At 66.4% G+C, this 23,030-nt stretch carries 27 protein-coding genes; 14 read left to right on the plus strand and 13 right to left on the minus strand.

Annotated elements, in window-relative coordinates; translation table 11 throughout:
• Nucleotides 1–1,776 (plus strand): HAMP domain-containing sensor histidine kinase, encoded by a 1,776-nt coding sequence (locus DEBA_RS05325; protein WP_013257889.1) that lies wholly within the window; start codon nt 1–3, stop codon nt 1,774–1,776.
• Between the two features lie 9 nt (nt 1,777–1,785).
• Here the strand turns inward: DEBA_RS05325 and DEBA_RS05330 are convergent, their stop codons facing one another.
• On the minus strand, nt 1,786–2,331 hold the full coding sequence (locus tag DEBA_RS05330; RefSeq protein ID WP_013257890.1) for a YIP1 family protein: 546 nt from the start codon (nt 2,329–2,331) through the stop codon (nt 1,786–1,788).
• A gap of 174 nt (nt 2,332–2,505) precedes the next feature.
• Here DEBA_RS05330 and DEBA_RS05335 point away from each other — a divergent pair, with 174 nt between their 5' ends.
• The 9 genes from DEBA_RS05335 to DEBA_RS05375 all read left to right on the plus strand — a co-directional run bounded on the left by DEBA_RS05335 (nt 2,506) and on the right by DEBA_RS05375 (nt 11,205).
• Nucleotides 2,506–3,231 (plus strand): hypothetical protein, encoded by a 726-nt coding sequence (locus DEBA_RS05335; protein WP_013257891.1) that lies wholly within the window; start codon nt 2,506–2,508, stop codon nt 3,229–3,231.
• 140 nt (nt 3,232–3,371) lie between these two features.
• On the plus strand, nt 3,372–4,469 hold the full coding sequence (queA, locus tag DEBA_RS05340) for a tRNA preQ1(34) S-adenosylmethionine ribosyltransferase-isomerase QueA (RefSeq protein WP_013257892.1): 1,098 nt from the start codon (nt 3,372–3,374) through the stop codon (nt 4,467–4,469).
• Between the two features lie 2 nt (nt 4,470–4,471).
• Nucleotides 4,472–5,587, plus strand: a complete 1,116-nt coding sequence (gene tgt / locus DEBA_RS05345; protein ID WP_013257893.1) for a tRNA guanosine(34) transglycosylase Tgt — start codon at nt 4,472–4,474, stop codon at nt 5,585–5,587.
• A 32-nt stretch (nt 5,588–5,619) separates the two neighbouring features.
• The gene (yajC, locus tag DEBA_RS05350; protein ID WP_013257894.1) at nt 5,620–5,997 is read left to right on the plus strand and encodes a preprotein translocase subunit YajC; all 378 of its coding nucleotides are present in this window, start codon (nt 5,620–5,622) and stop codon (nt 5,995–5,997) included.
• An 84-nt stretch (nt 5,998–6,081) separates the two neighbouring features.
• Nucleotides 6,082–7,707: a protein translocase subunit SecD gene (gene secD, locus DEBA_RS05355; protein ID WP_013257895.1), complete on the plus strand. Its 1,626-nt coding sequence runs from the start codon at nt 6,082–6,084 to the stop codon at nt 7,705–7,707.
• A gap of 26 nt (nt 7,708–7,733) precedes the next feature.
• Complete coding sequence (secF, locus tag DEBA_RS05360; RefSeq protein ID WP_013257896.1) at nt 7,734–8,960, plus strand: protein translocase subunit SecF; 1,227 nt, start codon at nt 7,734–7,736, stop codon at nt 8,958–8,960.
• Between the two features lie 60 nt (nt 8,961–9,020).
• On the plus strand, nt 9,021–9,803 hold the full coding sequence (locus DEBA_RS05365) for a ParA family protein (protein WP_013257897.1): 783 nt from the start codon (nt 9,021–9,023) through the stop codon (nt 9,801–9,803).
• The gene (locus DEBA_RS05370; RefSeq protein WP_013257898.1) at nt 9,800–10,696 is read left to right on the plus strand and encodes a ParB/RepB/Spo0J family partition protein; all 897 of its coding nucleotides are present in this window, start codon (nt 9,800–9,802) and stop codon (nt 10,694–10,696) included. Before DEBA_RS05365 ends, DEBA_RS05370 begins: the two co-directional genes overlap by 4 nt.
• A gap of 5 nt (nt 10,697–10,701) precedes the next feature.
• Nucleotides 10,702–11,205 carry an NYN domain-containing protein gene (locus DEBA_RS05375; protein WP_013257899.1) on the plus strand — a complete coding sequence of 168 codons (504 nt, stop codon included), beginning with the start codon at nt 10,702–10,704 and terminating at the stop codon, nt 11,203–11,205.
• A gap of 6 nt (nt 11,206–11,211) precedes the next feature.
• On the opposite strand, the gene DEBA_RS05380 is transcribed toward DEBA_RS05375, so the two are convergent.
• Both DEBA_RS05380 and plsY read right to left on the minus strand, forming a co-directional pair.
• Complete coding sequence (locus tag DEBA_RS05380; protein WP_013257900.1) at nt 11,212–11,886, minus strand: response regulator; 675 nt, start codon at nt 11,884–11,886, stop codon at nt 11,212–11,214.
• Nucleotides 11,887–11,989: 103 nt separating this feature from the next.
• Nucleotides 11,990–12,574 (minus strand): glycerol-3-phosphate 1-O-acyltransferase PlsY, encoded by a 585-nt coding sequence (gene plsY, locus DEBA_RS05385; protein WP_013257901.1) that lies wholly within the window; start codon nt 12,572–12,574, stop codon nt 11,990–11,992.
• Nucleotides 12,575–12,695: 121 nt separating this feature from the next.
• Between plsY and DEBA_RS05390 the strand changes: the two genes are divergently transcribed.
• The 4 genes from DEBA_RS05390 (at nt 12,696) to DEBA_RS05405 (ending at nt 14,963) form a co-directional block, all read left to right on the plus strand.
• Complete coding sequence (locus DEBA_RS05390; RefSeq protein WP_013257902.1) at nt 12,696–13,115, plus strand: DUF3842 family protein; 420 nt, start codon at nt 12,696–12,698, stop codon at nt 13,113–13,115.
• Nucleotides 13,108–13,302, plus strand: coding sequence for a CooT family nickel-binding protein (locus DEBA_RS05395; protein WP_013257903.1), 195 nt, complete (start codon nt 13,108–13,110; stop codon nt 13,300–13,302). Before DEBA_RS05390 ends, DEBA_RS05395 begins: the two co-directional genes overlap by 8 nt.
• A 28-nt stretch (nt 13,303–13,330) precedes the next feature.
• On the plus strand, nt 13,331–13,975 hold the full coding sequence (locus tag DEBA_RS05400) for an MBL fold metallo-hydrolase (RefSeq protein WP_013257904.1): 645 nt from the start codon (nt 13,331–13,333) through the stop codon (nt 13,973–13,975).
• A gap of 124 nt (nt 13,976–14,099) precedes the next feature.
• Nucleotides 14,100–14,963 (plus strand): EamA family transporter, encoded by an 864-nt coding sequence (locus DEBA_RS05405; RefSeq protein ID WP_013257905.1) that lies wholly within the window; start codon nt 14,100–14,102, stop codon nt 14,961–14,963.
• A gap of 12 nt (nt 14,964–14,975) precedes the next feature.
• Here the strand turns inward: DEBA_RS05405 and DEBA_RS05410 are convergent, their stop codons facing one another.
• From DEBA_RS05410 to DEBA_RS05455, 10 genes are all read right to left on the minus strand, one after another.
• On the minus strand, nt 14,976–15,977 hold the full coding sequence (locus DEBA_RS05410) for a potassium channel family protein (protein WP_187288594.1): 1,002 nt from the start codon (nt 15,975–15,977) through the stop codon (nt 14,976–14,978).
• 29 nt (nt 15,978–16,006) lie between these two features.
• Nucleotides 16,007–16,852 (minus strand): zinc-ribbon domain-containing protein, encoded by an 846-nt coding sequence (locus DEBA_RS05415; RefSeq protein ID WP_013257907.1) that lies wholly within the window; start codon nt 16,850–16,852, stop codon nt 16,007–16,009.
• Between the two features lie 11 nt (nt 16,853–16,863).
• On the minus strand, nt 16,864–17,415 hold the full coding sequence (gene hpt, locus DEBA_RS05420; protein WP_013257908.1) for a hypoxanthine phosphoribosyltransferase: 552 nt from the start codon (nt 17,413–17,415) through the stop codon (nt 16,864–16,866).
• A 303-nt stretch (nt 17,416–17,718) separates the two neighbouring features.
• A complete protein-coding gene (locus DEBA_RS05425; RefSeq protein ID WP_013257909.1) occupies nt 17,719–17,982 on the minus strand; it encodes a succinate dehydrogenase assembly factor 2 in 264 nt (87 codons plus the stop codon).
• A 109-nt stretch (nt 17,983–18,091) separates the two neighbouring features.
• Nucleotides 18,092–18,802, minus strand: a complete 711-nt coding sequence (locus DEBA_RS05430) for a succinate dehydrogenase iron-sulfur subunit (RefSeq protein ID WP_013257910.1) — start codon at nt 18,800–18,802, stop codon at nt 18,092–18,094.
• 13 nt (nt 18,803–18,815) lie between these two features.
• Nucleotides 18,816–20,594, minus strand: a complete 1,779-nt coding sequence (gene sdhA / locus DEBA_RS05435) for a succinate dehydrogenase flavoprotein subunit (protein WP_013257911.1) — start codon at nt 20,592–20,594, stop codon at nt 18,816–18,818.
• A 2-nt stretch (nt 20,595–20,596) separates the two neighbouring features.
• Nucleotides 20,597–20,965: a succinate dehydrogenase, hydrophobic membrane anchor protein gene (sdhD, locus tag DEBA_RS05440; protein ID WP_013257912.1), complete on the minus strand. Its 369-nt coding sequence runs from the start codon at nt 20,963–20,965 to the stop codon at nt 20,597–20,599.
• Between the two features lie 9 nt (nt 20,966–20,974).
• Nucleotides 20,975–21,352, minus strand: coding sequence for a succinate dehydrogenase, cytochrome b556 subunit (gene sdhC, locus DEBA_RS05445; protein ID WP_013257913.1), 378 nt, complete (start codon nt 21,350–21,352; stop codon nt 20,975–20,977).
• Between the two features lie 63 nt (nt 21,353–21,415).
• The gene (locus DEBA_RS05450) at nt 21,416–21,973 is read right to left on the minus strand and encodes a Fe-S-containing hydro-lyase (protein ID WP_013257914.1); all 558 of its coding nucleotides are present in this window, start codon (nt 21,971–21,973) and stop codon (nt 21,416–21,418) included.
• Nucleotides 21,970–22,818, minus strand: coding sequence for a fumarate hydratase (locus DEBA_RS05455; protein ID WP_013257915.1), 849 nt, complete (start codon nt 22,816–22,818; stop codon nt 21,970–21,972). Before DEBA_RS05455 ends, DEBA_RS05450 begins: the two co-directional genes overlap by 4 nt.
• Between the last annotated feature and the right edge of the window lie 212 nt (nt 22,819–23,030).

The following is a 23,030-nucleotide window of genomic DNA, read 5'->3' on the forward strand; positions in this document are numbered from 1 at the left end:
ATGGCCATCAGGATGACATTCCAGAACAGGTTGCTGCTGGGCTGCCTGGTGGTGGTGGTGTGCACGCTGATTTTCGTGACCGTGGTGTTGCAGCGTTCGCTACGTGGCGAGATGATGCGCCAGGTCGAGGACGAAATGAAGCAGCGACTCGTGTTGCTGAGCGAGATCGTCCTCGACCGCTACAACCCCGACGACGGCCTGCTGGGCGGCGACCGCCTGGCCGACGCCTTGGGCGGCAAGTTGGGCGCGCGGGTGACGCTGATCTCGCCGGCCGGGCTGGTGTTGGGCGATTCGGATGTGCCCCTGGCCGGCCTGGCCAAGCTGGACAACCACGGCATGCGCCCGGAGGTGGTCGAGGCCCTGGAGGGCGGTTCGGGCGTTTCGGTGCGCTACAGCTCCACCCTCGACACCGACTTGATGTATGCGGCCAAGCGCCTGGGCGACGGCACGCGTCCGCTGATGGTGGTGCGGCTGGCCCTGTCGCTCTCCAGCGTTAAAAAAACCCTCAGCCAACTCCAGCGGCTGATCATGGGCGCGGTGCTTTTGGGGGCGCTGTTGTCGCTGGGCATGGCTTATATGGTGGCGCGTGGTTTTTCGCGGCCGCTCAAGAAAATGACCACCGTGGCCACGGCCATCGCCGCCGGCGACCTGCAACGCCGTTTCCGGCAATACCCCGGCCACGAGATCGGCGACCTGGGCCGGGCCTTCGACCGCATGGCCGACAACATGCAAGCGCGCATCGACGACATCACCGCCGCCCGCGATCGGCTGGAGGCCATGTTGCGAGGCATGGTCGAGGGCGTGATGGTCGTCGACCGCGATGGCAGGGTGATGATCGCCAACCGCGCCCTGATGACGCTGTTGGACCTGCCCAGCATGCCCATTGGCATGCAGCTCAGCGAGTTCGTGCGCAACCCCGAGGTGCTCGACGCCATCCGCCAGGTGCGCCGTGGCGAGGGTCACGTCAGCACCGAGTTTCGCACCCTCAGCCGTGCGCCGCGCTTTCTGGAGGCCCAGGTCGTGCGTCTGCCCGATTCGGCGCCCCAGGCCGGGGCCGTGGCCGTGTTCCACGACTTGACCGAGCGCAAGCGTCTGGAGGAAGTGCGCCGTGATTTCGTGGCCAACGTCTCGCACGAGTTGCGCACGCCGCTGACGGCCATCCGTGGCTCGTCGGAGACTCTGCTGGGTGGGGCGCTGGAGAATCAGCACTACGCCAAACACTTTGTCGAGATGATCGCCCGCAACGCCAGCCGGCTGGAGCGCCTGACCCAGGATTTGCTGGATCTGGCGGCCATGGAGTCGGGCCGGGAGGAACTGGTCAAGGAAGCGATCGACGGGGCCTCGTTGGCCGACAGCGTCCTGGCCACGGTGGGCGAGCTGGCCGAGGAGCGCGGCGTGGAGCTGGAGCGCGAGTTGCCCAAGGAGAGCCTGCGCATCATGGCCAGCCGCCGGCACCTGGAGCAGGCGGTGCTCAACCTGCTCGACAACGCCATCAAGTACACCGAAAGCGGCGGCAAGGTCACGCTTGCCCTGACCGAGGCCGAGGGCCAGACGCGCATCAGCGTCAAGGACAGCGGCGCGGGCATCGCCCCGGAGCATCTGGGCCGCATCTTCGAACGCTTTTATCGGGCCGACAAGGACCGCTCGCGCCAGATGGGCGGCACCGGCTTGGGCCTGGCCATCGTCAAACACATCGCCCAGAAGCACGGCGGCCGGGTGGAGGTGGAGTCCACGCCGGGCCAGGGCAGCACGTTCACCCTGGTCCTGCCGGCCTGAGGCGGGGCGCTACCAGACCCGCGCCCCGGCCTGGCCGGCCACGGCGGCCGCGATGGCCATCAGCACCAGGCAGATGATCAAACAGGCCACGGCCAGGGGCGCGCTCAGGTCGCAGGCGGCGATCAACCCCGCGTAGATGTAGCCCAGGATCAACACGGCCAGCAACACCACCACGGCTTCGGCCGCCAGGCCCGGCAACAGCGGCGCCATTGCCGACAGCAGCCACGGCCACATGCCATAAAAAACAATGCGCAGGCAACGGCCCAGCGGCGCGTCGTGCTGGATCAGCCGTAGCGACAGCCACAGGCAAAGGGCCAACCCGCCATGCCACGACGGGCCCCAGGCCAACGCCAGCCATTGCACGGCCGGGCCGCCCGCCAAGGCCGTCAACCCGCTTAGCGCCGCGATCAGCAACCACAGCACGGCCAGATAGGCCAGCGGCGGGGCGAGGGAGCGTTGGCCGGCCAGGGCGGCGAAACGCTGGCGCGGCGCGCGGGCCACGGCCAGGCTCAGGCTGAAAAAAGTCCAGGGCTTGCGCGGCTGGAAGTCGATCATTTTTTGTGGGCCTCCTCTGCGTGGCGTGACGTGGCGCGGGGTTTTCCCGAAGGGTATGCCAGGGCCGGCGGGGCTGTCAAGCGAGGCGGCCATGGCGTTTGTTCCGGCAAAATGATATAATTTATTGAATAATCACGGTCGCCGCATCGCTGGCGATGATATGGAGAGGCGTCTTTGATCAAGGTTGCCCGTGTCTTGCTGTGCGCGGCGCTATTTTGCCTGGCCGGCGGCGGCCTGGTCCAGGCCTCGCCCCACGGCTGGGCGGAGCTGCTTGACCAGTGGCGACGCCAGGCCCTCGACGACCGCCAACTGATCGACCGCCTTCACGCCCTGGCCAGCCAGCCCACGCCCGAACAAGGCCCGGCCCAGATCGAAGACATGGATTACTACTCCCACGAGTTGCTCTTGGACGAAAACTGGGAGCAGTGGCTCATCTTCCAGCGCAGCACCCTGACGATTATCCCCCTGGCCTCGGCGCGCTTTTACATTTATGCCGACGCCGAGGTGGAGCGGCTCAAAAGACCGGGCGTGCGGGTGATCATGGAGCGGCCCAAAGCCGCGCCCAAGCCGGCCGACGACGAGGATTTGGCCCAGAACCGCCTCAAGCGCATGTCCAAGGGCCTCAAGGACATCGGCCTGGCTGAGGACGACCCCCAGGCCGAAAGCATGGGCTGGAACGTGTTCCGGTGGTTCACCGACCCCGACGCGTCCAGCCGGGGCATGGAGCGCGAATTCGACTGGTGGCAGGTGGGCCAGAAGTTCGTTTTCGTGGCCGCGCTGGTGCTGGGGTGCCTGATCTTCGTGGAGGTGCTGCGCATGGTTTTCGGGGCCGGGGCCAGGGCCATCGGCGAGGGCCAGCGCCGCCGTAAACGGCGATTGCTGCGGCGTTCGGGCCGTTAGGCGCGGCGGGCGTCCCTGGCCTTGGCTTGACAATGGCCGGGGCGGGTAATAAGATGCAAAATTCCGGGGCCGCTCCATGGCCCCGCCCGCATCGACCATTCTTTTGCCGGCCGTCCACGCCGGCCCGGGAGCAACGTCCCATGACGCCGCTGCCGGCCAGCCCCCAGTCGCCCCAGCGCCTGGACCCGCTGGCCGACTACGATTACGATCTGCCGCCGGAGTTGGTGGCCCAAAAGCCGGCCCCACGCCGCGTGCAGGCCCGGCTGATGGCCCTGGGCCGCGACGGTGGCCCGGCGCGCCATCTGCGCGTGGCCCATCTGTGCAAGCTGCTCCGCCCTGGCGATATCCTGGTGCTCAACGACACCAAGGTCGTGCCGGCGCGCCTGCTGGTCGGCAAGGAGTCGGGCGGTCGGGCCGAGGTCTTTCTGCTCAATCCGGCCCTGCCCCTGGAGCGTCTGGTCGACGGCCGCGAACGGCACCAGGCCCTGGTGCGCGCCCATCGGCCGGTGCGGCCAGGTCAGCGCCTGAGCCTGGCCGGCGCGGACGGCCCCTGGATTTTCGTGCTGGAGCGCGGCCAACGTGGCCAGGCCGTGGTGGAGCTGCCCAGCGGCGCGTTGGGGCTGGCCCAGCGCTTTGGCCAAGCGCCGCTGCCGCCCTATATCCGGCGGCCCAACGGCCCCAGTGACGATGATGTCCGCCGTTACCAGACCGTCTATGCGGCCAAGGCCGGGGCCGTGGCCGCGCCCACGGCCGGGCTACACCTCAGCCACGAACTGCTGGCCGCCCTCCAGCGGCGCGGCGTGAACATCGCCCGCCTGACCCTGCACGTGGGCTACGGCACCTTTGCCGAGCCCGCGCCCGAGGATCTGGCCCGAGGCAGATTGCATGCCGAATGGGTCGAGATCGACGAGGCGGCCTGCCAGGCCGTGGCCACGGCGCGCGCCGCCGGCGGGCGAGTCATCGCCGTGGGCACCACCAGCATGCGCGCCCTGGAATGGCTGGCCGGGCCGGGCGGCGCTCCCCGGCCGCGGCGCGGCTGGTGTGATATACTGATCCAGCCCGGCCATCGTTTCCGCGCCGCCGACGGCCTGCTCACCAATTTTCATCTGCCGCGCACGACTCTTTTGATGCTGGTGGCGGCCCTGATCGGCCGCGAGCGGGTGTTGGCGGCCTACGCCGAGGCCGTGCGCCAGCGCTATCGTTTTTATAGCTTCGGCGACGGCATGTTGATCGTCTGACCATGGCCAGGTTGCGCTACCAACAAACGGCCCGGAGTGGCCGGGCCAGGGCGGGCCTTTTGCACACCAGGCGGGGGGCCGTGCGCACGCCGGCGTTCATGCCCGTGGGCACCCAGGCCACGGTCAAGACGCTCATGCCCGAGGAGGTCGCCCAGGCCGGCGCGGACATGATTTTGGCCAACACCTATCATCTGTCGCTACGGCCGGGGGCCGAGGAGGTGGCCGCCCTGGGCGGGCTGCACCGCTTCATGGCCTGGGATGGCCCCATCCTCACCGACAGCGGCGGGTTTCAGGTCTTCAGCCTGGCGGCCAACCGCAAGCTGGATGAATCGGGCGTGAGCTTTCGCTCGCACCTGGACGGCTCGGCCATGAGCCTGGGCCCCGAGCGGGCGGTGCAAGCCCAGGAGCTTTTGGGCAGCGACGTGATGATGGTCTTGGACGAGTGCCCGCCGCCGGGGGCCGACCGAGCCTACATCGCCACGGCCCTGGCCCGCGACGCTCGTTGGGCGGCCCGCGCCCTGGCCGCGCGCTCGGAGGGGGGCGGGGCGCTGATGGGCATCGTGCAAGGCGGGGTCTACCACGATCTGCGCCGCCGATCGGCCGAGCTGCTGCTGGAGCTGGAGTTGGACGGCTACGCCCTGGGCGGGCTCAGCGTGGGTGAGCCCAAAGAAATCATGATGGAGGTCATTGAACGGACAGTGCCTCTTGTGTCCGGGGCCGGACCAGTCTATCTTATGGGGGTTGGCGACCCGGCCGACCTGGTGCGCGCGGTCGGGTTGGGCGTGGACATGTTCGACTGCGTGCTGCCCACGCGCACGGCCCGCACCGGGGCCCTGCTCACCGCGCGCGGGCGCATGAACATTAAAAACGCGCGCTACAAAGACGATCCCCGGCCGGTGGAGCCCGATTGCCAGTGCCCCACCTGCCGGCGTTTCAGCCGGGCCTATCTGCGCCACCTCTACATGGCGGGCGAGCTTTTGGCCTATCGGTTGAACACGTTGCACAACCTGCATTTTGTCTTGGGCCTGATGGAACGGCTACGCCAGGCCATCGCCCAGGATCGTTACGAAGAATTCGCCCGTGGTTTTTTGGCCGAGCTGGAGCTTGGCCAGCAATAGCGGGCAGACGCCAAACGCGGAGGAAATAGACGATGTTGGACCTGTTGTTCGCCACCAACGCCATGGCCCAGGAGGCCGCCGGCGGCGCCGCCCCCAGCGGTATTGCCGGCATGTTGACCGGCCCCCTGCCCATGCTCGTGCTGATGTTCGTGGTGTTTTATTTTCTGCTGATCCGGCCCCAGCAAAAGAAGACCAAGGCCCATCGCGAGATGCTGGGCAACCTCAAGGCAGGCGACCAGATCGTCACCTCGGGCGGCATTTTCGGCCGCATCACCGGCCTGACCGACCAGACCGTCGTCGTCGAGATCGCGCCCCAGGTGCGCATCAAGGTGCAGCGCGGGGCCGTGGCCGGCCTGGCCGGCGGTCAGCCCGCCCCCGCCGAGGCTTCGGCCAAGGGCAAAAAGAAATAGCGTTCGCCAACCACGCGCCCGTCGCCTGGCCGATCGCGGCCGGGCGATGGGCAATGCGCGCCAGCCAATGTCGAGGAGTTGACCTTGTCTGAAAATCTGACCCTGAGAACCGCGATCGTGGCGGTGGTCATTTTTATTGGGCTGTTGTTCCTGATGCCCAACGTGGTGCCCAAGATGCCGGCCTGGTGGCCCGGCTTTTTGCCGTCGGACAAGATCCGCCTCGGCCTGGACCTCCAGGGCGGCATGCACCTTGTCCTCGAGGTTAAGGTGGCCCAGGCCGTGGAGGCCAGCGTCGAGCGCACGGCCCAGGAGTTGGAGCGCCGCCTCAAGAGCGAAGTGCGCGCCACCCGGCCCAAGGCCATCGGCGGCAACCAGATCGCCATCACCGTGGCCGGCGAGAACGACCTGGCCAAGCTCAAGGACATCATCGAAAATCAGTACAGCAACGACTATGAGATCGCCTCGACCAAGCCGCTCGACCGCGGCCGTTCAGAGGTCGTCTTGCGGCTCAAGGCCGAGGCCATCGCCGATATCGAAAAGCAGGCATCGGCCCAGGCCCTGGAAGTCATCCGCAACCGCATCGACCAGTTTGGCGTGGCCGAGCCCGAGATCGTGCCCCAGGAGGGCGGCCGCATTTTGGTGCAATTGCCCGGCGTCAAGGAGCCCAAGCGGGCCCTGGCCCTGATCGGCAAGACCGCCCAACTCGAGTTCCGCCTGGTCGACGACACCATCGACGCCAACTCGGCGACCATGGACAGCATCCCGCCCGGCTCGCAACTGCTGCAGATGTATCGCAAGGATCCGATCACCGGCCGCACGGTCAAATCGCCCATCGTCGTGCGCGCCCGCCGGGCCATGACCGGCGAAAACATCACCGACGCCCGCGTGCGCCCCGACCCGGACTACCCCGGCAACTACCTGGTGCTGGTGGCCTTCAACTCGCGCGGGGCGGCCGACTTCGCCGAGGTGACCACCAAGAACGTCAAGCGCCGCCTGGCCATCGTCCTCGACGGCAAGGTGCAGTCGGCCCCGACGATCCAGGAGCCCATCACCGGCGGCGAGGCCCGCATCACCGGCGACTTCGGCCTGGACGAGGCCAAGGACTTGGCCGTGGTGCTGCGCTCTGGCGCGTTGCCGGCGCCCATCGTGGTGCTCGAGGAACGCACCGTCGGGCCCAGCCTGGGCCAGGACTCCATCAACCAGGGCTTCTTGTCGATGATCGTGGGCTTTGGCGTGGTGGTGTTGTTCATTCTGATCTACTACAAGGCTTCGGGCATCATCGCCAATATGGCGCTTTTGGCCAACCTGGTGCTCATCTTGGGGGCCATGGGCCTGTTGGGGGCCATGCCCGAGTTCCAGGCCACGCTGACCATGCCCGGCATCGCCGGCATCATCCTGACCATCGGCATGGCCGTCGACGCCAACGTGCTGATCTTCGAGCGCATCCGCGAGGAACTGCGCGCCGGCAAGACGCCGGCGGCCGCGGTCGAGGCCGGCTATGGCAGGGCCACGATGACCATCCTCGACGCCAACATCACCACCTTGATCGTGGCCCTGGTCCTGTTGCAGTTCGGCACGGGGCCGGTGCGCGGCTTCGCCGTGACGCTGTCGCTGGGCATCGCCAGCTCGCTGTTCACGGCCATAACCCTCACCCGGGTGGTGTTTGACTGGATTTTGCGGAAGTATCAGCCCAAAAAGCTGAGCATCTGAACAATACACGTGCGCGCGGAGCACTCATGGAACTGATTAGACCGGACATAAACATCGATTTCATCGGCAAGCGCTATCTGGCCTTCGCCGCATCGGGCCTGCTGATCCTGATGACCGTGATCGTTCTGGCCATCAACGGTGGGCCGCGCTACGGCGTGGATTTCGCTGGCGGCGTGCTGGTGCAGGTGCGTTTCAACAAGGCCACCGACGCCGGCCAGATCAAAAAAGCCCTGGCGCCCCTGGGCATGGCCGACGCCACGGTGCAGTTCTTCGGCGGCGACGATAAAAGGGAGTTTTTGGTCCGCACCGAAAAGCAAGACATGGACATGACCGGCCTGGGCGACAAAATCAACCAGACCCTGGCCCAGGCCTATGGCCAAGGCGAGTTCGAGGTGCGGCGGGTGGAGATGGTTGGCCCCAAGGTGGGCCACGACCTGCGCGAAAAGGCCTTGCTGGCCATTTTGTATTCCATATTGATGATCGCCGTTTACATCTCGGGCCGTTTCGAGGGCAAGTGGGCCCTGGCCGGCCTGATGGCCGCGGTGCTGGTGGGCGTGACGCTTTTGGTCGAGGCCATCAGCGGCGGGGCGGGGGCGGTGACGCTGATCGTCATCGCCATGGCCGTGACCATGGCCGCCTGCTGGTATCTGAAGCTGCGCTACGCCCTGGGGGCCATCGTGGCCCTGTTGCACGACGTCATCATCACCGTGGGCGTCTTCAGCCTGCTAGACAAAGAATTCACCCTGGCCACGGTGGCGGCCATCCTCACCATCATCGGTTATTCGCTCAACGACACCATCATCGTCTTCGACCGCATCCGCGAAAACCTGACCAAATCCGGCGGCGGCGGCGACCTGGCCCAGACCATCAACGCCTCGGTCAACCAGACCCTCAGCCGCACCATCCTGACCTCGGGCACCACGCTGATGGTCCTGGTCTGCCTCTGGGCCCTGGGCGGCGGCGTGATCGAGGACTTCGCCCTGGCCCTGCTGGTGGGCATCGGCGTGGGCACCTATTCTTCGGTCTTCGTGGCCAGCCCGGTGCTTTTGCTGCTGCCCGAGGGCAAGCCGCGCCTGCCCTTTGGCGGCGAAGCGGCGGCCAAGGCCGAGCCGGCCAAGGTCGCGCCGGCGGCCAAGGCCCAGCCCGCCGCCGAGGCCGGCAAAAAGGCCGCGCCGGCGACCAAGGCCCAAAGCGCGGCCAAGGCCTCGGCCAACAAGCAGCGCCAAGGCAAGGCCAGGGGCAAACGGCGCTAAACGCATTGTCGGCGGCGGCTTTCGGCTTGTCGAGGGTCGTCGCCGGCGTTAAGGTGGTTCATGGGCCGCGTTATCTGCATCGCCAACCAAAAGGGCGGGGTGGGCAAGACCACCACGGCCGTCAACCTGGCCGCCAGCTTGGCCGCGGCTGAGCGCGACGTGCTGTTGGTCGACTGCGACCCCCAGGGCAACGCCAGCAGCGGCCTGGGGGTCAAGATCGGCCCCGGCGACAACACGGTCTACCAGATGCTCATCGACCACTGCCGGGCCGCCGACGCCCTGCGCGCCACCGAATTGGAGCACCTGACGCTCATCGGCTCCAACGTCAACCTCTTTGGCGTGGAGGTGGAGTTGGGCGGCACCGAGGGCAGCGAGCGCCTGCTGGCCAACTCACTCGGCGAAATCGTCAGCCGGTTCGAGTACATCTTCCTCGATTGCCCACCGTCGCTGGGCCTGTTGACCTTGAACGCTCTCACCGCCTGCGATGGCGTGCTCATTCCCCTGCAATGCGAATACTACGCCCTGGAAGGCCTGACCCAGTTGTTGCAGACCGTGGCCCGGGTGCGTCGCAACTTCAACGCCGGCCTGGGCCTGGAGGGCATCGTCCTGACGATGTACGACGGCCGCAACAACCTGGCCCGCCAGGTCGAGGGCGACGTGCGCGGCCACTTCGGCGAGATGGTCTACGAGACGGTCATCCCGCGCAACGTGCGCCTTTCCGAAGCGCCCAGCCACGGTAAGCCGGTGTTGCTCTATGACATCAAGAGCAGCGGCGCCCAGGCCTATCTTTCGTTGGCCCGCGAGATGATGGCCGGCCCCCGCCGCCGGGGAGAAGCCTCATGAGCGGACAAGGCCCGCGCAAAAAGCCGGCCAAGCAGGCCCTGGGCCGTGGTTTGGCCGCCCTGCTGGGCGAGGATTTGGCCCCGCCCACGCCCGCCGGCGAGCCCATGCCCAGGCCCAACGACCGCATCATCGACCTGCCCCTGGAGCGCCTGGAGCCCAACCCCTATCAGCCCCGTCGCCTCTACGACCAGGACGCCCTGCGCGCCCTGGCCGACAGCATCGCCGAACACGGCGTGTTGCAGCCTCTGGTGGTGCGGCCGGCCCCTGGCGGCTATCAGCTCATCGCCGGCGAACGACGCATGCGCGCCTGCCAGATGCTGGGCAAGGACACCGTGCCGGTTGTGGTGCGCCAGGCCACCGATCAGCAGGCCCTGCTCCTGGCCCTGCTGGAAAACCTGCAACGCGAAGACTTGAACCCCATGGAAGAGGCCAAGGCCTTCGAGCGCCTGGTCGAGGAGTTCAGCCTCAGCCACGACGAAATCGCCAGCGGCGTGGGCAAGGACCGTTCCACCGTGGCCAACAGCCTGCGCCTGCTCAAGCTGCCGGCCGAGCTGCAACAAGACATCTCCGACGGTCGCATAAGCGCCGGCCACGCCCGGGCCCTGTTGGCGTTGCAAAACGCCGCCCGCATGCGCGCCGTCCGTGATCAGATCGTTGCCGGGGGCCTGAGCGTGCGGGCCACCGAACGGCTGGTCAAAAAGCTCCTGGAGCCCGGCCAGGGCGCGCCGGCCGAACCGACGCCGATTCAGTTGCACATCGACAGCCTGGCCGACGACCTGGCGCGACGCTTCGGGGCCAGGGTGCAGATCAAGCGCCGGGGCAAAAAAGGCTCCATCGTCATTCCCTTTGCCAGCGACGACGAACTGGAGAGGCTCCTCGGCCTGCTGAGGTAGGCCCAGTGCAACTGGTCATCGACGGCTACAACCTCATCCACCACGTGCCCGAACTGGCCATGGCCGAGGCCACCGGCCAGGGGGCGGACGCCCTGGCCGCGGCACTCAACCTTTATCGCCGCAAAAAAGCACACAAAATCACCATCGTGCTCGACGGTGGGCCAGAGCCAGAAGGCGGACGGCAGGCCCTGCACGGCGTACCGACGTTGTTCTCCGGCCGCGCTCGCTCGGCCGACGACGTCATCGCCGACCTGGCCGCGCGTCACGGGCCGGGCCTGACCGTGGTCACCAGCGATCGCGACCTGGCCCGGCGCTGCCAGGCCCACGACGCGCAGGTGGTCAGCTCGGGGCGCTTTGCGGCGTTGCTGATGGACTGCGTGCTGGGCGCCGGCGGCTCGGCCGAGGATGAAGGCGACGACGGCTGGGATTTTTCCACGCGCAAGAAAGGCCCCTCCACCCGCGCGCCCAAACGTCTGCGGCGCAGGAAAAGCGTGCTGGGCAAGCTTTGAGTGGCGTCAGGGCTTTTGGCTGCTGGCTTCCAGGTCGAGGATGTCGGTCTCGCGGGTGTAGGGCATGGTCTTGTAGCTGGTCAGGCGCGAGAGCTTCCAGACGATGTCGCCCATGCGTTTGGTCTGCTCGGCGATGATGGCGGCCAGCTCTTTCATGCGCTTTTTGTTGTCGCTCTGGGCCAGCAACTCGGAGGCGGTGAGGATGGCCATCAGGGGCTGGTTGATTTCGTGGGCGGTGGCCCCGGCGGTGGCCATGGCGGCCTTGAGCTTTTCGTGCTCCTGGTGGCTGCGGCGCAACGCGCGAGCGGCCAGGACGGCGTTGATGCGCACGGCCATGACTTCTTCGTCGATGGGCTTGGCGATGTAGTCGTCGGCCCCGTGGCGCAGGGCCTGGACGGCGCTTTGCATCGAACCGAAGGCCGTGACTATGATGATGGGCGTGTCGGGGCAAATCGCGCGCATGGCCTTGAGCACGTCGATGCCGTCGATATCCGGCAACACCAGGTCGACCAGGATCAAATCGAAGGCCGTGCGCTCGATGGCGTTCAGGGAATCTTGGCCGCAGCAGACGGCCGCCGCGTCGTGGCCCAACTGCCCCAGAACCGAGTGTAGATGCTCCCGCGCCGTCTTGGAGTCGTCGACGATCAGGACGGATAACTTGTTCGCGTGGTTGTTGGACATGTGGTCACCTGGTGAGGCATTGGCGCGGGGCCGTTGTAACGTCATGGTGCTCTGTGAATTCTAGAGGAAAAACCGGTGAAGGCAAGCCGCCTTATTGTGAATTTCACTTGAGCTTGTTTTCCATGCCGCTACGCAGGCGGACGATATTGTCCTTGTGCCGCCAGACGATCAGGCCCGACATGACGACGGCCGCCCAGAGCATGGCCGCCGGGCAGTGGTCGATCAGCAGCCACAGCGGGGCCGAGCCGCAGCCGGCCAGCGAACCCACCGACATCTGGCCGGTGCGCCAAGCCAAAAAAACGATGATGGCGGCCACGGCCAAAAAGCTGGCCGGCGACCAGATCAACCAGACGCCCAGGGCGGTGGCCACGCCTTTGCCGCCACGAAAGTGCAAATAAACCGGGAAGATATGCCCGGCAAACGCCGCCACGCCCACCAGCGCCGTCTGCCAGGGGGCCAGCAGCAGCGCCGCGGCCAGGGTCGGGCCGGCGCCCTTGGCCAAGTCCAGGGCCAGGGTCAGCGCGCCGGCCAGACGGCCCGATACGCGCAGGACGTTGGTCGCGCCGATGTTGCCCGAACCGCCCAGGCGCGGATCGGATTTGCCGCCCAGGCGGCTGACCAGCACGCCGCTGGGAATGGCTCCGATCAGGTAAGCGCCAAAAACCAGGCCAAGAAATCGCCAATCCATGCTAAACTCTTTCGCTAAAAATGAGACTCAATTTAACCTTGAATTGGCTTGACGCACAAGCCCTCGCCGCCTTGAATGGCGGGCCAAACGGTTGTATTCTCCAACTTGAGACGGAGGAGTCGTGCGCATCTGTGTCATAGACGGCCAAGGCGGCGGCATCGGCAGCGTCATCATACGCCGGATCAAGGACGAATTCGGCGAAAATGTCGAGGTGCTGGCCCTGGGCACCAACGCCATCGCCACGGCCCAGATGATGAAAGCCAGGGCCAACCGCGGGGCCACCGGCGAAAACGCCATTATCGTCAGCATCCAGGAGGCGGACGTTGTCATCGGCCCGGTCAGCATCGTGTTGGCCAACGCCATGATGGGCGAGGTCTCTCCGGCCATCGCCCAGGCCGTGGCCACCTGCCGCGCCCGCAAGTTCCTCCTGCCGCTGACCCGCGAAAACGTCGAGATCGTCAGCGTCAACCACGAACCGCTTCCCCACCAGGTCGATCAGATCATCCAGGTGGGGTTGAAGGAGATGATGAAAGATGTGTGAAGCCACCGCCTATATCGTCGATGCGGCCGGTGAGGAAAAGCTTCTGCTGGCCGATGTGGACGTCATCGAACCCGAGGATGGCGGCCAGGTCCGCCTGGTGTCCATCTACGGCGAACAAAAAGTGATCAAGGGCCGGATCAAGTCCATGTCCCTGGTCAATCACCGCGTGGTTCTGGCCGAGGCCTGAGACGCGCCGCACCAACAGGGAGGCTCCCATGGCAGATCAAGCCGCCATCGAAAAAATCGTCGCGAACCTGCATTGGCTGGGGCACGATTGCTTCCGGCTGGACCGGCCGCAAGGGCCAATCTACTGGGATCCCTATCGGATTGCCGGCGGCCCCACGGCTTCGCTGATCCTGATCACCCACGATCACTACGACCACTGCTCGCCCGAGGACGTAGCCAAGATCCAGGGCCCCGAGACGGTCATCCTGGCCGAGGCCGACGCCGCCGAAAAACTCACCGGCAAGGTGGCCGCCATGGTCCCCGGCAAGACCGGCCGGGTCGGCGACGTGGACGTGGTCGCCGTGCCGGCCTACAATCTGGGCAAGGACTTCCACCCCAAAAACAACCTCTGGCTGGGCTACGTGATCAAGGTCGACGGCGTGAGCATCTACCACGCCGGCGACAGCGACTATATCCCCGAGATGGACAAGCTCATCGTCGACATCGCGCTGCTGCCGGTCTCGGGCACGTATGTCATGACCGCCGAGGAAGCGGCCCAGGCGGCCATGGCCATCGGGCCCAAGCTGGCCATTCCCATGCACTATGGCGCTATCGTCGGTGATGAAACCGATGCGCTGCGTTTCGCCAAGGAACTGGACGGCGTCATCCCCGTGCGGGTGCTGCCCAAGGAATAGGCATTGAGGCCACGCGAAGGCCTCGCTGGCGGGCCGGAACGGCCCGCCGCTCAAATCCCCGGCGCCGGCTCAACGCCACGCGGCCCGGCCGCGGCGGCCGCCCGCCACGAAAGCAAGGGGCCCCGTGAGCTGGTTTCTGTTGGCCCTGGGTTCGGCCCTGGGCATGGCCATCGCCGACTATTTCACCAAACGCCATCTTTCCGACCTACCCGTCAACCAGGCGGTGATGGCCCGTATTTTCGGGCTGCTGCCGGCGCCGGTGGTCATCTTGGCCGTCACGCCATGGCCGGCCGTCGGCGCTGATTTCGCCTGGCCGGTGCTGCTGGCCTTGCCCCTGGAGGTGGCCGCGCTATTTTTGTATCTGCGGGCCATGGCCATCGCGCCCCTGGGCCTGGTCCAGCCTTTTTTCGCCACCACGCCGCTGTTTGTGATGCTCACCGGCCTGCCGATCCTGGGCGAGCGGCCCACTTGGGCCGGCGCGGCCGGGGTGTTGGCCATGGCCGCCGGCGGCTACGTGGTCAACCTGCACCAGGTGCGCCACGGCTGGCTGGAGCCGATCAAGGCCATTGGCCGCCAGCGCGGCGTGTTGCTGGCCTTGGCGGCGGCGGCCATCTATTCGCTGACGGCGGTTTTGGGCAAGGCGGCCGTCAACGCCTCCAACCCTTGGTTCATGGCCGGGGTTTATCCGCTGCTGGTGGCCTTGGCCCTGGCCGCGGCGGCGCGGGCGCGGGGGCCCATCGGCTGGGCCTGGCTGCGGCGACCGTGGGGCCTGGCCGGGGTCAGTTGCGGCGTGGCGGTGATGATGGTCTGCCACTTCATGGCCATCGCCGTGGCCCCGGCGGCCTACATGCTGGCGGTCAAGCGGGGCGGCGCGATTTTGGCGGTGCTGTTGGGCGGGGTGTTGTTGGGCGAGGGCCACTTGGCCCAGCGCCTGGCGGCCTGCGCGTTGGTGGTGGCCGGCGGCGCGCTGATCGTCGCCTTTGGTTGAGGCGGCCGGCCTTCAGTCCTCCACGGCGTCGGCCATCTGGCCCAGCCTGTTCATCGATTGGCGGGGGCCCATGGTCACCAGGGTGTCGCCAACCTCGACGACGGTGCTGGCCGGCGGGTTGAAGACCATGCCGCCGCCGGGCTTTTTGATGGCCAGGACGATGACGTCGAGGTTTTTGCGGATGCCCGAATCCATCAGCGTCACGCCGACCAGCTCGGCCTTGGGCCCGACGGTCAGTTCTTCCATGCGCAGCGCCATGTCCGATGTGTGAAAGGTCAGGTCGACGAAGTCGGCCACCGTCGGCCGGATGACCATCTGGGCGATGCGCCGCGCCCCGATGAAATAGGGCGAGACGACTTTGTCGGCCCCGGCCCGCTTGAGTTTCAGTTCGCTGCCCGGCTCGGTGGCCCGGGCGATGACCATCAGGTTGGGGTTCATGCCCTTGGCCGTCAGGGTGATGAAGACGTTGTCGGCGTCGGAGCTGACCGAGGCCACCAGGCCCCGCGCCCGGTCGATGCCGGCGGCCATGAGGCATTCGTCCTCGGTGGCCGAGCCGAAAATGAATTCCTGGTTGGCCTCGGTCAGGCGATCCCTGATCCTATCGCTACTGTCGACGATGACCGTCTTGACGCCGTTTTCGCGCAGCATCTGCGCCACTTGCGAACCGATGCGGCCGTAGCCGCAGACGATGAAGTGGCCGCGCATGGACCGGATGTGCTTTTGCACGCTTCGCCTCCCCAAGGCCTCGCGGATTTTGCCCTCGACCACCATCTGGGTCATGGTCGTCATCAGATACAGGATTATGCCCACGCCCACCAGCAGCAAGACCATGGTGAAGGTGCGGCCTTCGGGGCTGAGGGGGCGCACCTCGCCAAAGCCGACGGTGGTGACGGTGATGATGGTCATGTAGAGGGAGTCGAAAAGATCCCAGCCCTCGAGCCAATAGTAGCCCAGCGTGCCGCCGGCCAGCACGGCCAACGAGAGGGTGATGCCGATGAGGAGGCGCGTCTGCACTAAAAACCCGCCCACCGGGTGGCCGTGGCTCATTGCACTGGTTTGGTCGAGACCACTTCGGTCATGTACTCCGAGAGGTTGCTGGGCAGGTTGGCGAAGACGATCATGAACGGAACCGAGGCGTTGGGGGCGACCACGTGCTTGACGCCATCTTCGCCCACGGGCGAGGACAGTCGCCGGGCGATGTCCTGGATGGTCATATCGCGCAGTTGCTCCTGGGTCAGGGTTTGGCCGGCGTAGCTGGTGGCGGCCACGACCTTTTCGCCCTTGTCGTTGAGAAGGATAGCCCGCACCAGGATTTCGGCGCGGGTTTCGTCGCCGGCGTTGTCAACCCGCCCGCTGATGACGAAGATCTGGTTGGCGTGCTGATTGATGCGGTAGGAGCCGCGCACCTGGCTGAGGGCCATGTTGGCCGTGCCGGTGGGGTCGTTGTTTTTCTGGATGGCGCTTTCGGCCGGCGTGCCCATGAGCTGGCCCAGATAAGGCACCTGGGCCAGGCGCGAGACGATCTCGCCGCCCATGCCCATGCGGCCGAGGGTGATCACACCGCCCACGGCCAGCAAGGCCACGATCAGGATGGCGGCGAAGAGCCAGAAGAAAATCTTGAAGGCCTTGCCGCGGCCACTGCCTTCGGCCGCGGGCCGGGCGTCCAGGTCCAGATCCAGGTCGTCGTCCATGTCGGCGTCGTCGGATGTGAAGAGGTCGGCGTCCAGTTCGGATGGATCGTCGGCCGCCTCGTCGGGCCGTGGCGCGCCCGGCGCGAAGACCTGGAAGACCTCGTCGCACTTGCTGCAGCGGACCCAAGCGCCCTCGGGCGGAATCTTGGATTCGTCAAGGTTGAACTTGGCTTGGCACTTCGGGCAAGTGACGATCACGGCTTCAACCCCTACTTGCGGTCGCTTGGCTCGAATCTGACCTCGAACACGCCGGCCAGGTTGCGATATTTTTCGTTGTAGTCCAAGCCGTAGCCCACCAGGAAGCCCTCGGGCACGTGGAAGCCGACGTAGTCGATCTCCACCGGGGTCTGCCGGCGTTCGGGCTTGTCGATGAAGGCGCAGACCTTGATCCGCTTGGGCCCCAACTGGGCCAGGTGGTCGATCAACCAGCGCATGGTCAGGCCCGTGTCGACGATGTCCTCGACGATGATCACCGTGCGGCCTTTGAGCTCCACCTCGGGCGATTTTACCATGTGCACGCGGCCAGAGCTTTCGATGCCCGCGCCATAGGAGGCCAGGCGCACGAAATCGATGTCGGCGTCGAGGTCGAGCTGGCGGGCCAGGTCGGTAAAAAACATGAAGCAACCCTTGAGCACGCCCAAGAGCACCGGTCGCTCGTCACCCAGGTCAGCCTTGAGGCTGTCGGCCAACTGGCCCACGCGGGCGCGGATTTGTTCCGGGCTGATCACCGGGTGCAGCGTGATGTTGTTCGAAAGCGTCATTCAACCCGTCCGCTTGCCAGCCTCGTCAATGACCGGAAACCCACCGCGGTGGCCGGCCAGTTTACTCGCCGTCAATGGTCCAGCATCTTCAGCCCGCCGTCCGCCTTCACGAGCATCCAGGCCATAGGGCTATCCGGCCGCCCCCTCGCCGTCAACGGCCCATAGAGCTCCTTCAGCCCGCCGACCGTCTTCACGAGCATCCAGGCCCTTTGCGGCCACCTCGCCCTTCACGGCAATAACCGCCTGGATTCAATGGCCATTCCACTACACGATAGACCAGGGGCGGGCATATGTCAAACAGATTCAGCGTCGTAGCGCCGCTGCCCGGATGCGCGCCACCAGCGTCGGCTCCACGCCCGGCGGCGGAGGGGCAGCCTGGCTGATCACCGCCCAGAGGTCCAGATCCTCCAGTCGGGCCAGGGTTTCGAGCTGATCGAGCTCGTTTTCGTTCAGACCGGCCAGTTCGCGTTCCAGAAAGGGTCGCATGGCCAGTTCGACCTCCAGAAAGCCGCGGCGGCCGGCCGCCATGCGCAGGCGTTTACGGCGCGGCTCCATTTCGTCGCTCATCGAGGCTCCAAAAGAGAAAGCCCCGCCCCGGTCAGGGCGGGGCCGCGCGGGGCTGATTGTGGTTCGAGGCTGCTGCACGGGGCAGGATGCCCCGTGCAGCAGCCTCGGTTCAGAAGCGACGTTGCACCAAGAGTTTTTTCAGCGTGGCGATGGCCTGGGTCGGGTTGAGTGACTTGGGGCAGGCCTCGACGCAGTTGAGGATGGTGTGGCAACGCCAGACGCCGATGCGGTCTTCGAGCATGTCCAGGCGCTCGTCGGCCCCGTCGTCGCGGGAGTCCTCGACGAAGCGGGCGACGTTGAGCATGGCGCTGGGGCCCAGATATTCTGGGTTGGCCCAATAGGATGGGCACGAGGAACTGCAACAGGCGCAGAGGATGCATTCGTAGAGGCCGTCGAGCTTCTTGCGCTGGGCCGGCGATTGCAGCCGCTCGCGGTGGGGCGGCGGCGTCTTGCTGATGAGGTATGGCTTGACGGTGAAGTATTTGTTGAAGAAATCGTCCAGGTCGACCACCAGGTCCTTGACCAGCGGCAGGCTGGGCAGGGGCTGGATGACCAGGCGGCCTTTTTTGACCACCTCGGTGATGTGGGTCACGCAGGTGAGCATGTTGACGCCGTTGACGTTGACGCCATCGGAGCCGCAGACGCCCTCGCGGCAAGAGCGGCGATAGGCCAAGGTGCCGTCCTGCTCCCAGCGGATCTGGTTGAGCCCGTCGAGGATCATCATGCCCGGCCGCCGGATTTCCACGTCGAAGTCCTGGTAGTGGGGCTTTTTGTCCTTTTCGGGGTCGTAACGCAGAATGCTGAAGACTATCTTTTCCATCTTGACGCCCCCTTTAATATTTCCGCTCGGCCAGATCGATGGTCGGCACGCTCAGCGGCTGCATGCGCACGGGCTTGTACTCCAGGCGCGCCTGGCCGTCGGGCTCCAGCAGGGCCAGGGTGTGCTTGTGCCAGTTGGCGTCGTCGCGCTGGGGATAGTCGTCGCGGTAGTGGCCGCCGCGGCTTTCCTGGCGGGCCAGGGCCCCCTGGCAGATGGCCTGGCAGACGTCGAGCATGTGGCCCAGCTCCAGGGCCTCGATGAGGTCGAGGTTGTAGGCCGCGCCCTTGTCGGCCACGCCCACCTTGGCGTAGGCCGCGCGGTGGGCGGCCAGTTTGCCGCGCAGTTGCTCCAGGTCGTCGGCGGTGCGAAAGACGCCGCAGTGGCGCTCCATGTCGTCGCGCAGTTGCTCCATCAGCGGGCCCAGGCGCACGCCGCCGCCGCCGTTGACCAGGCGCTCGACTTCGGCCAGGCCTTGCTTGCCGGCGTTTTCGGGCAGATCGGGCCAGGTTTCGTTTTGCTGGGCGTATTGGGCCATGCGCCGGCCGCCCTCGCGGCCAAAGACCATCAGGTCCAGCAAGGAGTTGGTGCCCAGGCGGTTGGCCCCGTGCACGCTGGCGCAGGCCGCCTCGCCGGCGGCGTAGAAGCCGGGCACGACGGTCTCGGGGCCGTCCGCGCCGGGGACGACCACCTCGGCCCGGCGGTTGGTGGGGATGCCGCCCATGGAATAATGGGCCGTGGGCACCACGGGGATGGGCTCCTTGGTGCAATCGACGCCGGCGAAGACCTTGGTCAGCTCCCAGATGCCCGGCAGGCGCTCCATGATCGTTTCGGCGCCGATGTGGTGGATCTGCAACAGCACGTGGTCTTTCTTGGGGCCGCAGCCCCGGCCGCCGCGCAGCTCCTCGGCGATGCCCCGGCTGACCACGTCGCGGCAGGCCAGGTCTTTTTCGTGGGGCGCGCAGGTCTCCATGAAGCGCTGGCCCAGGGCGTTGAGCAAAAAGCCGCCCTCGCCGCGCACGCCCTCGGTGATCAGGTTGCCCGCGCCCAGGATGCCCGTGGGATGGAATTGCAGGAACTCCATGTCTTGCACGGCCAGGCCGGCCCGCAGGGCCAGGGACGCGCCGTCGCCGGAGCAGATGTGGGCGTTGCTGGTGGTGGTGAAGACCCGGGCGTAACCGCCGGTGGCAAATAGCGTGGCCTTGGCGTGGAACAGATGGAAGCCGCCCTTGATCATGTCCCAACAGAGCGCGCCGCAGACATGGCCCTGGTTGGTTATAAGCTGCAACATGTAGTATTCGTTATAGAATTTCACGCCGCAACGCAGGCATTCCTCAAAGAGCGTGTGCAGCATGGCGTGCCCCGTGCGGTCGGCGGCGGCGCAGGAGCGATGCACGGCGGCCGTGCCATACTTGGACGTGTGGCCGCCAAAGGCCCGCTGATAAATGCGGCCGTCGTCCATGCGCGAAAAGGGCAGGCCCATGTGCTCCAACTCGATGACCACGCTGGGCGCCTCGCGGCACATGAACTCGATGGCGTCCTGGTCGCCCAGCCAGTCCGAGCCCTTGACGGTGTCGAACATGTGATAATGCCACGAGTCTTGCTCGACGTTGCCCAGGCTGGCCCCGATGCCGCCCTGGGCGCTGACGGTGTGGCTGCGCGTGGGGAAGACTTGCGTGATGACGGCGGTGTCGACCTGTTTGCCGGCTTCCAGGGCCGCCCGCAGGCCCGCGCCGCCGGCGCCCGCCACCAGGGCGTCCACGCGGTGGACGATGATGTCGCTTTTGATGGCCATGGCTACGCTCCCGGCTGATAGCTGAAGGTGATGATGGTCAGGGCCCCGAAGATCAAAAGGGCCAAGGCGACCAGCCAGCTAAGGCCCAGCAGGCACGAGCGCCACGTGCTGTTGTGGACGTAGTCGTCGATGACCAGCTTGACGCCGTTCATGGCGTGATAAAGGGCCAGAACCAGGAACAAAAGCTCCCAGGCCTTGTAGAGCGGCGAGGCCAGGCGCGGGGCCACCTTGTCGTAGGTGACCGGCCCGGGCTCGCCGGTGTAGTGGATCAAAATGAAATGCAGGCCCAGCAACGCCACCAGGGCCACGCCCGAAACGCGCTGGAAAAACCACTCGAAAGCGCCGGTGCGCCCCGATCCCAAGAATTTCATCACGGCCTCCTAGTGCAGGGCCAGCTTGATCATGGGGATGGCGCCGGCCAGCACGATCACCGCGCACAGGCTCATCACGCCCAAGACCCACGGCGAGATTTTTTGCTTGTCGGCCGCCCGGCCGTAGTCCAACAGAATCACCCGCAGGCCGTTGACGCCGTGGTAGACCACCGCCGCCAACAGCGCCGCCTCGGCCAGATGAAACAGCGGCGACTGCACCACGGCCATGATCTCGTCGAAGGCCTGGCGACCCAGGGCGATGTGGTGGATGACGTAGACGTGCATGATCAGGTACAGCACGAGCGCCAGGCCCGATATGCGCTGGAACAGCCAGGCGATGTAGCCCGGATGCAGCCGATAGCGCACCTTTGGTGGATATGCTTTCATAGGCTCTCCTTGCGAGATTGGGGGCGCTCCCGCGGATGCGCCTCGCGTGAAGCCAAATCGGCCCTATTTTTTTTGATAGGCCGCGCGGCCTTCTTCGTAGAGGTCGCCGCCGTAAACGTCGTTTACCACAAAAAGGGGCATCTCCGCCACCTCCAGCCGGCGCACGGCCTCGGGGCCCAGGTCGTCGTAGGCGATGACCTCGGCGGCCTTGATGCAGTGGGCCATCAGGGCCCCGGCCCCGCCGATGGCCGCCAGGTAGACGGCCTTGTGCTTTTGCATGGCCTGCTTGACCGCCGGGCCCCGGCCGCCCTTGCCGATCATGGCCTTGAGCCCGGCCTCGATGAGCGTGGGCGCGTAGGCGTCCATGCGATAGCTGGTGGTGGGGCCGGCCGCGCCGATGACCCGGCCCGGTGGGGCCGGCGAGGGGCCGACGTAAAAAATCACCGCCCCGCGCGGGTCGAAGGGCGGGGCCTGGCCGGCGGCCATGGCCGCGACGATGCGCTTGTGGGCGGCGTCGCGACCGGTGTAGATCGTCCCGGAAAGCAGCACGCGGTCGCCGCTGCGCAGCCCTTCCACGTCGGCGTCGGACAATGGCGTGCTCAGGCGTTTGATCTGGCTCACAACACTGCCTCCTTGTGCCGCGCGGCGTGGCACTGCACGTTGATGGCCACCGGCAGGCTGGCGATGTGACAGGGGGCGATGTCGACGAAGACGCCCAGACAGGTGGTCCCGCCGCCCAGGCCGGCCGGCCCGATGCCGGTGTCGTTGACCATGGCCAGCAACTCGGCCTCCAGGGCGGCGGCCTCGGGGTCGGGGTTTTGGGAGCCCAGGTGGCGCAGAAACACCCGCTTGGCCCGCACGGCCGCGTCATCGAACGTGCCGCCCACGGCCACGCCCAGGATGATCGGCGGACAGGGATTGGGCCCGGCGTGCAGGACAGCCTCCAGCACGGCCTTTTTGACGCCCTCCAGGCCCTGGGCCGGCGTGAGCAAAAGCACCCGGCTCATATTTTCGCTGCCGCCGCCCTTGGGCAAAAGGCTCAGGCGCACCTTGTCGCCGGGGACGATGCGCGTGTGCACGACGCAGGGCGTGTTGTCGCCGGTGTTGGCCCGGCTGAAGGGATGACAGACGCTCTTGCGCAGGTAGTGCTCTTGATAGCCTTGACGCACGCCGGCGTTTACGGCCTCGGCCAGATCGCCGCCGACCAGATGGACGTCCTGGCCCACGTCGACGAAAACCACGGCCAGGCCGCAATCCTGACAGATGGGCAGGCGCTCCTCGGCGGCGAGCCGGGCGTTGTCGATGAGCACCTGCAAGACCTCGCGGCCCACGGGCGAGGGCTCGCTTTGCATGGCCGAGGCAAAGGCCCGGCTCACGTCGTCGGGCAGGATCAGGCCGGCCTCGCCGCAGAGCCGGGCCAGCTCGCGGCTGATTTGGCCGACGTCGATGACGCGCAAGTCTGACAAGTTGGCGACCTTTCGTTGGGGTGGATGAACGCAGCCAATCGGGCTGAACACCGATTCGCTTTAACTTGCACCCAGATGCGCCGCAAGTCAAGGGGCTAGACGAGCTTTCGCGCCGGCTGCTTGGCCTTTGACGAGGCCATAATCTGGTATGACCAGATGGCGGGCCGGGTCGCCCGCCGACGTTGACACGCCCCACGCCGGCCGATAGAATG

Source organism: Desulfarculus baarsii DSM 2075 (assembly GCF_000143965.1).
GTDB lineage: Bacteria > Desulfobacterota > Desulfarculia > Desulfarculales > Desulfarculaceae > Desulfarculus > Desulfarculus baarsii.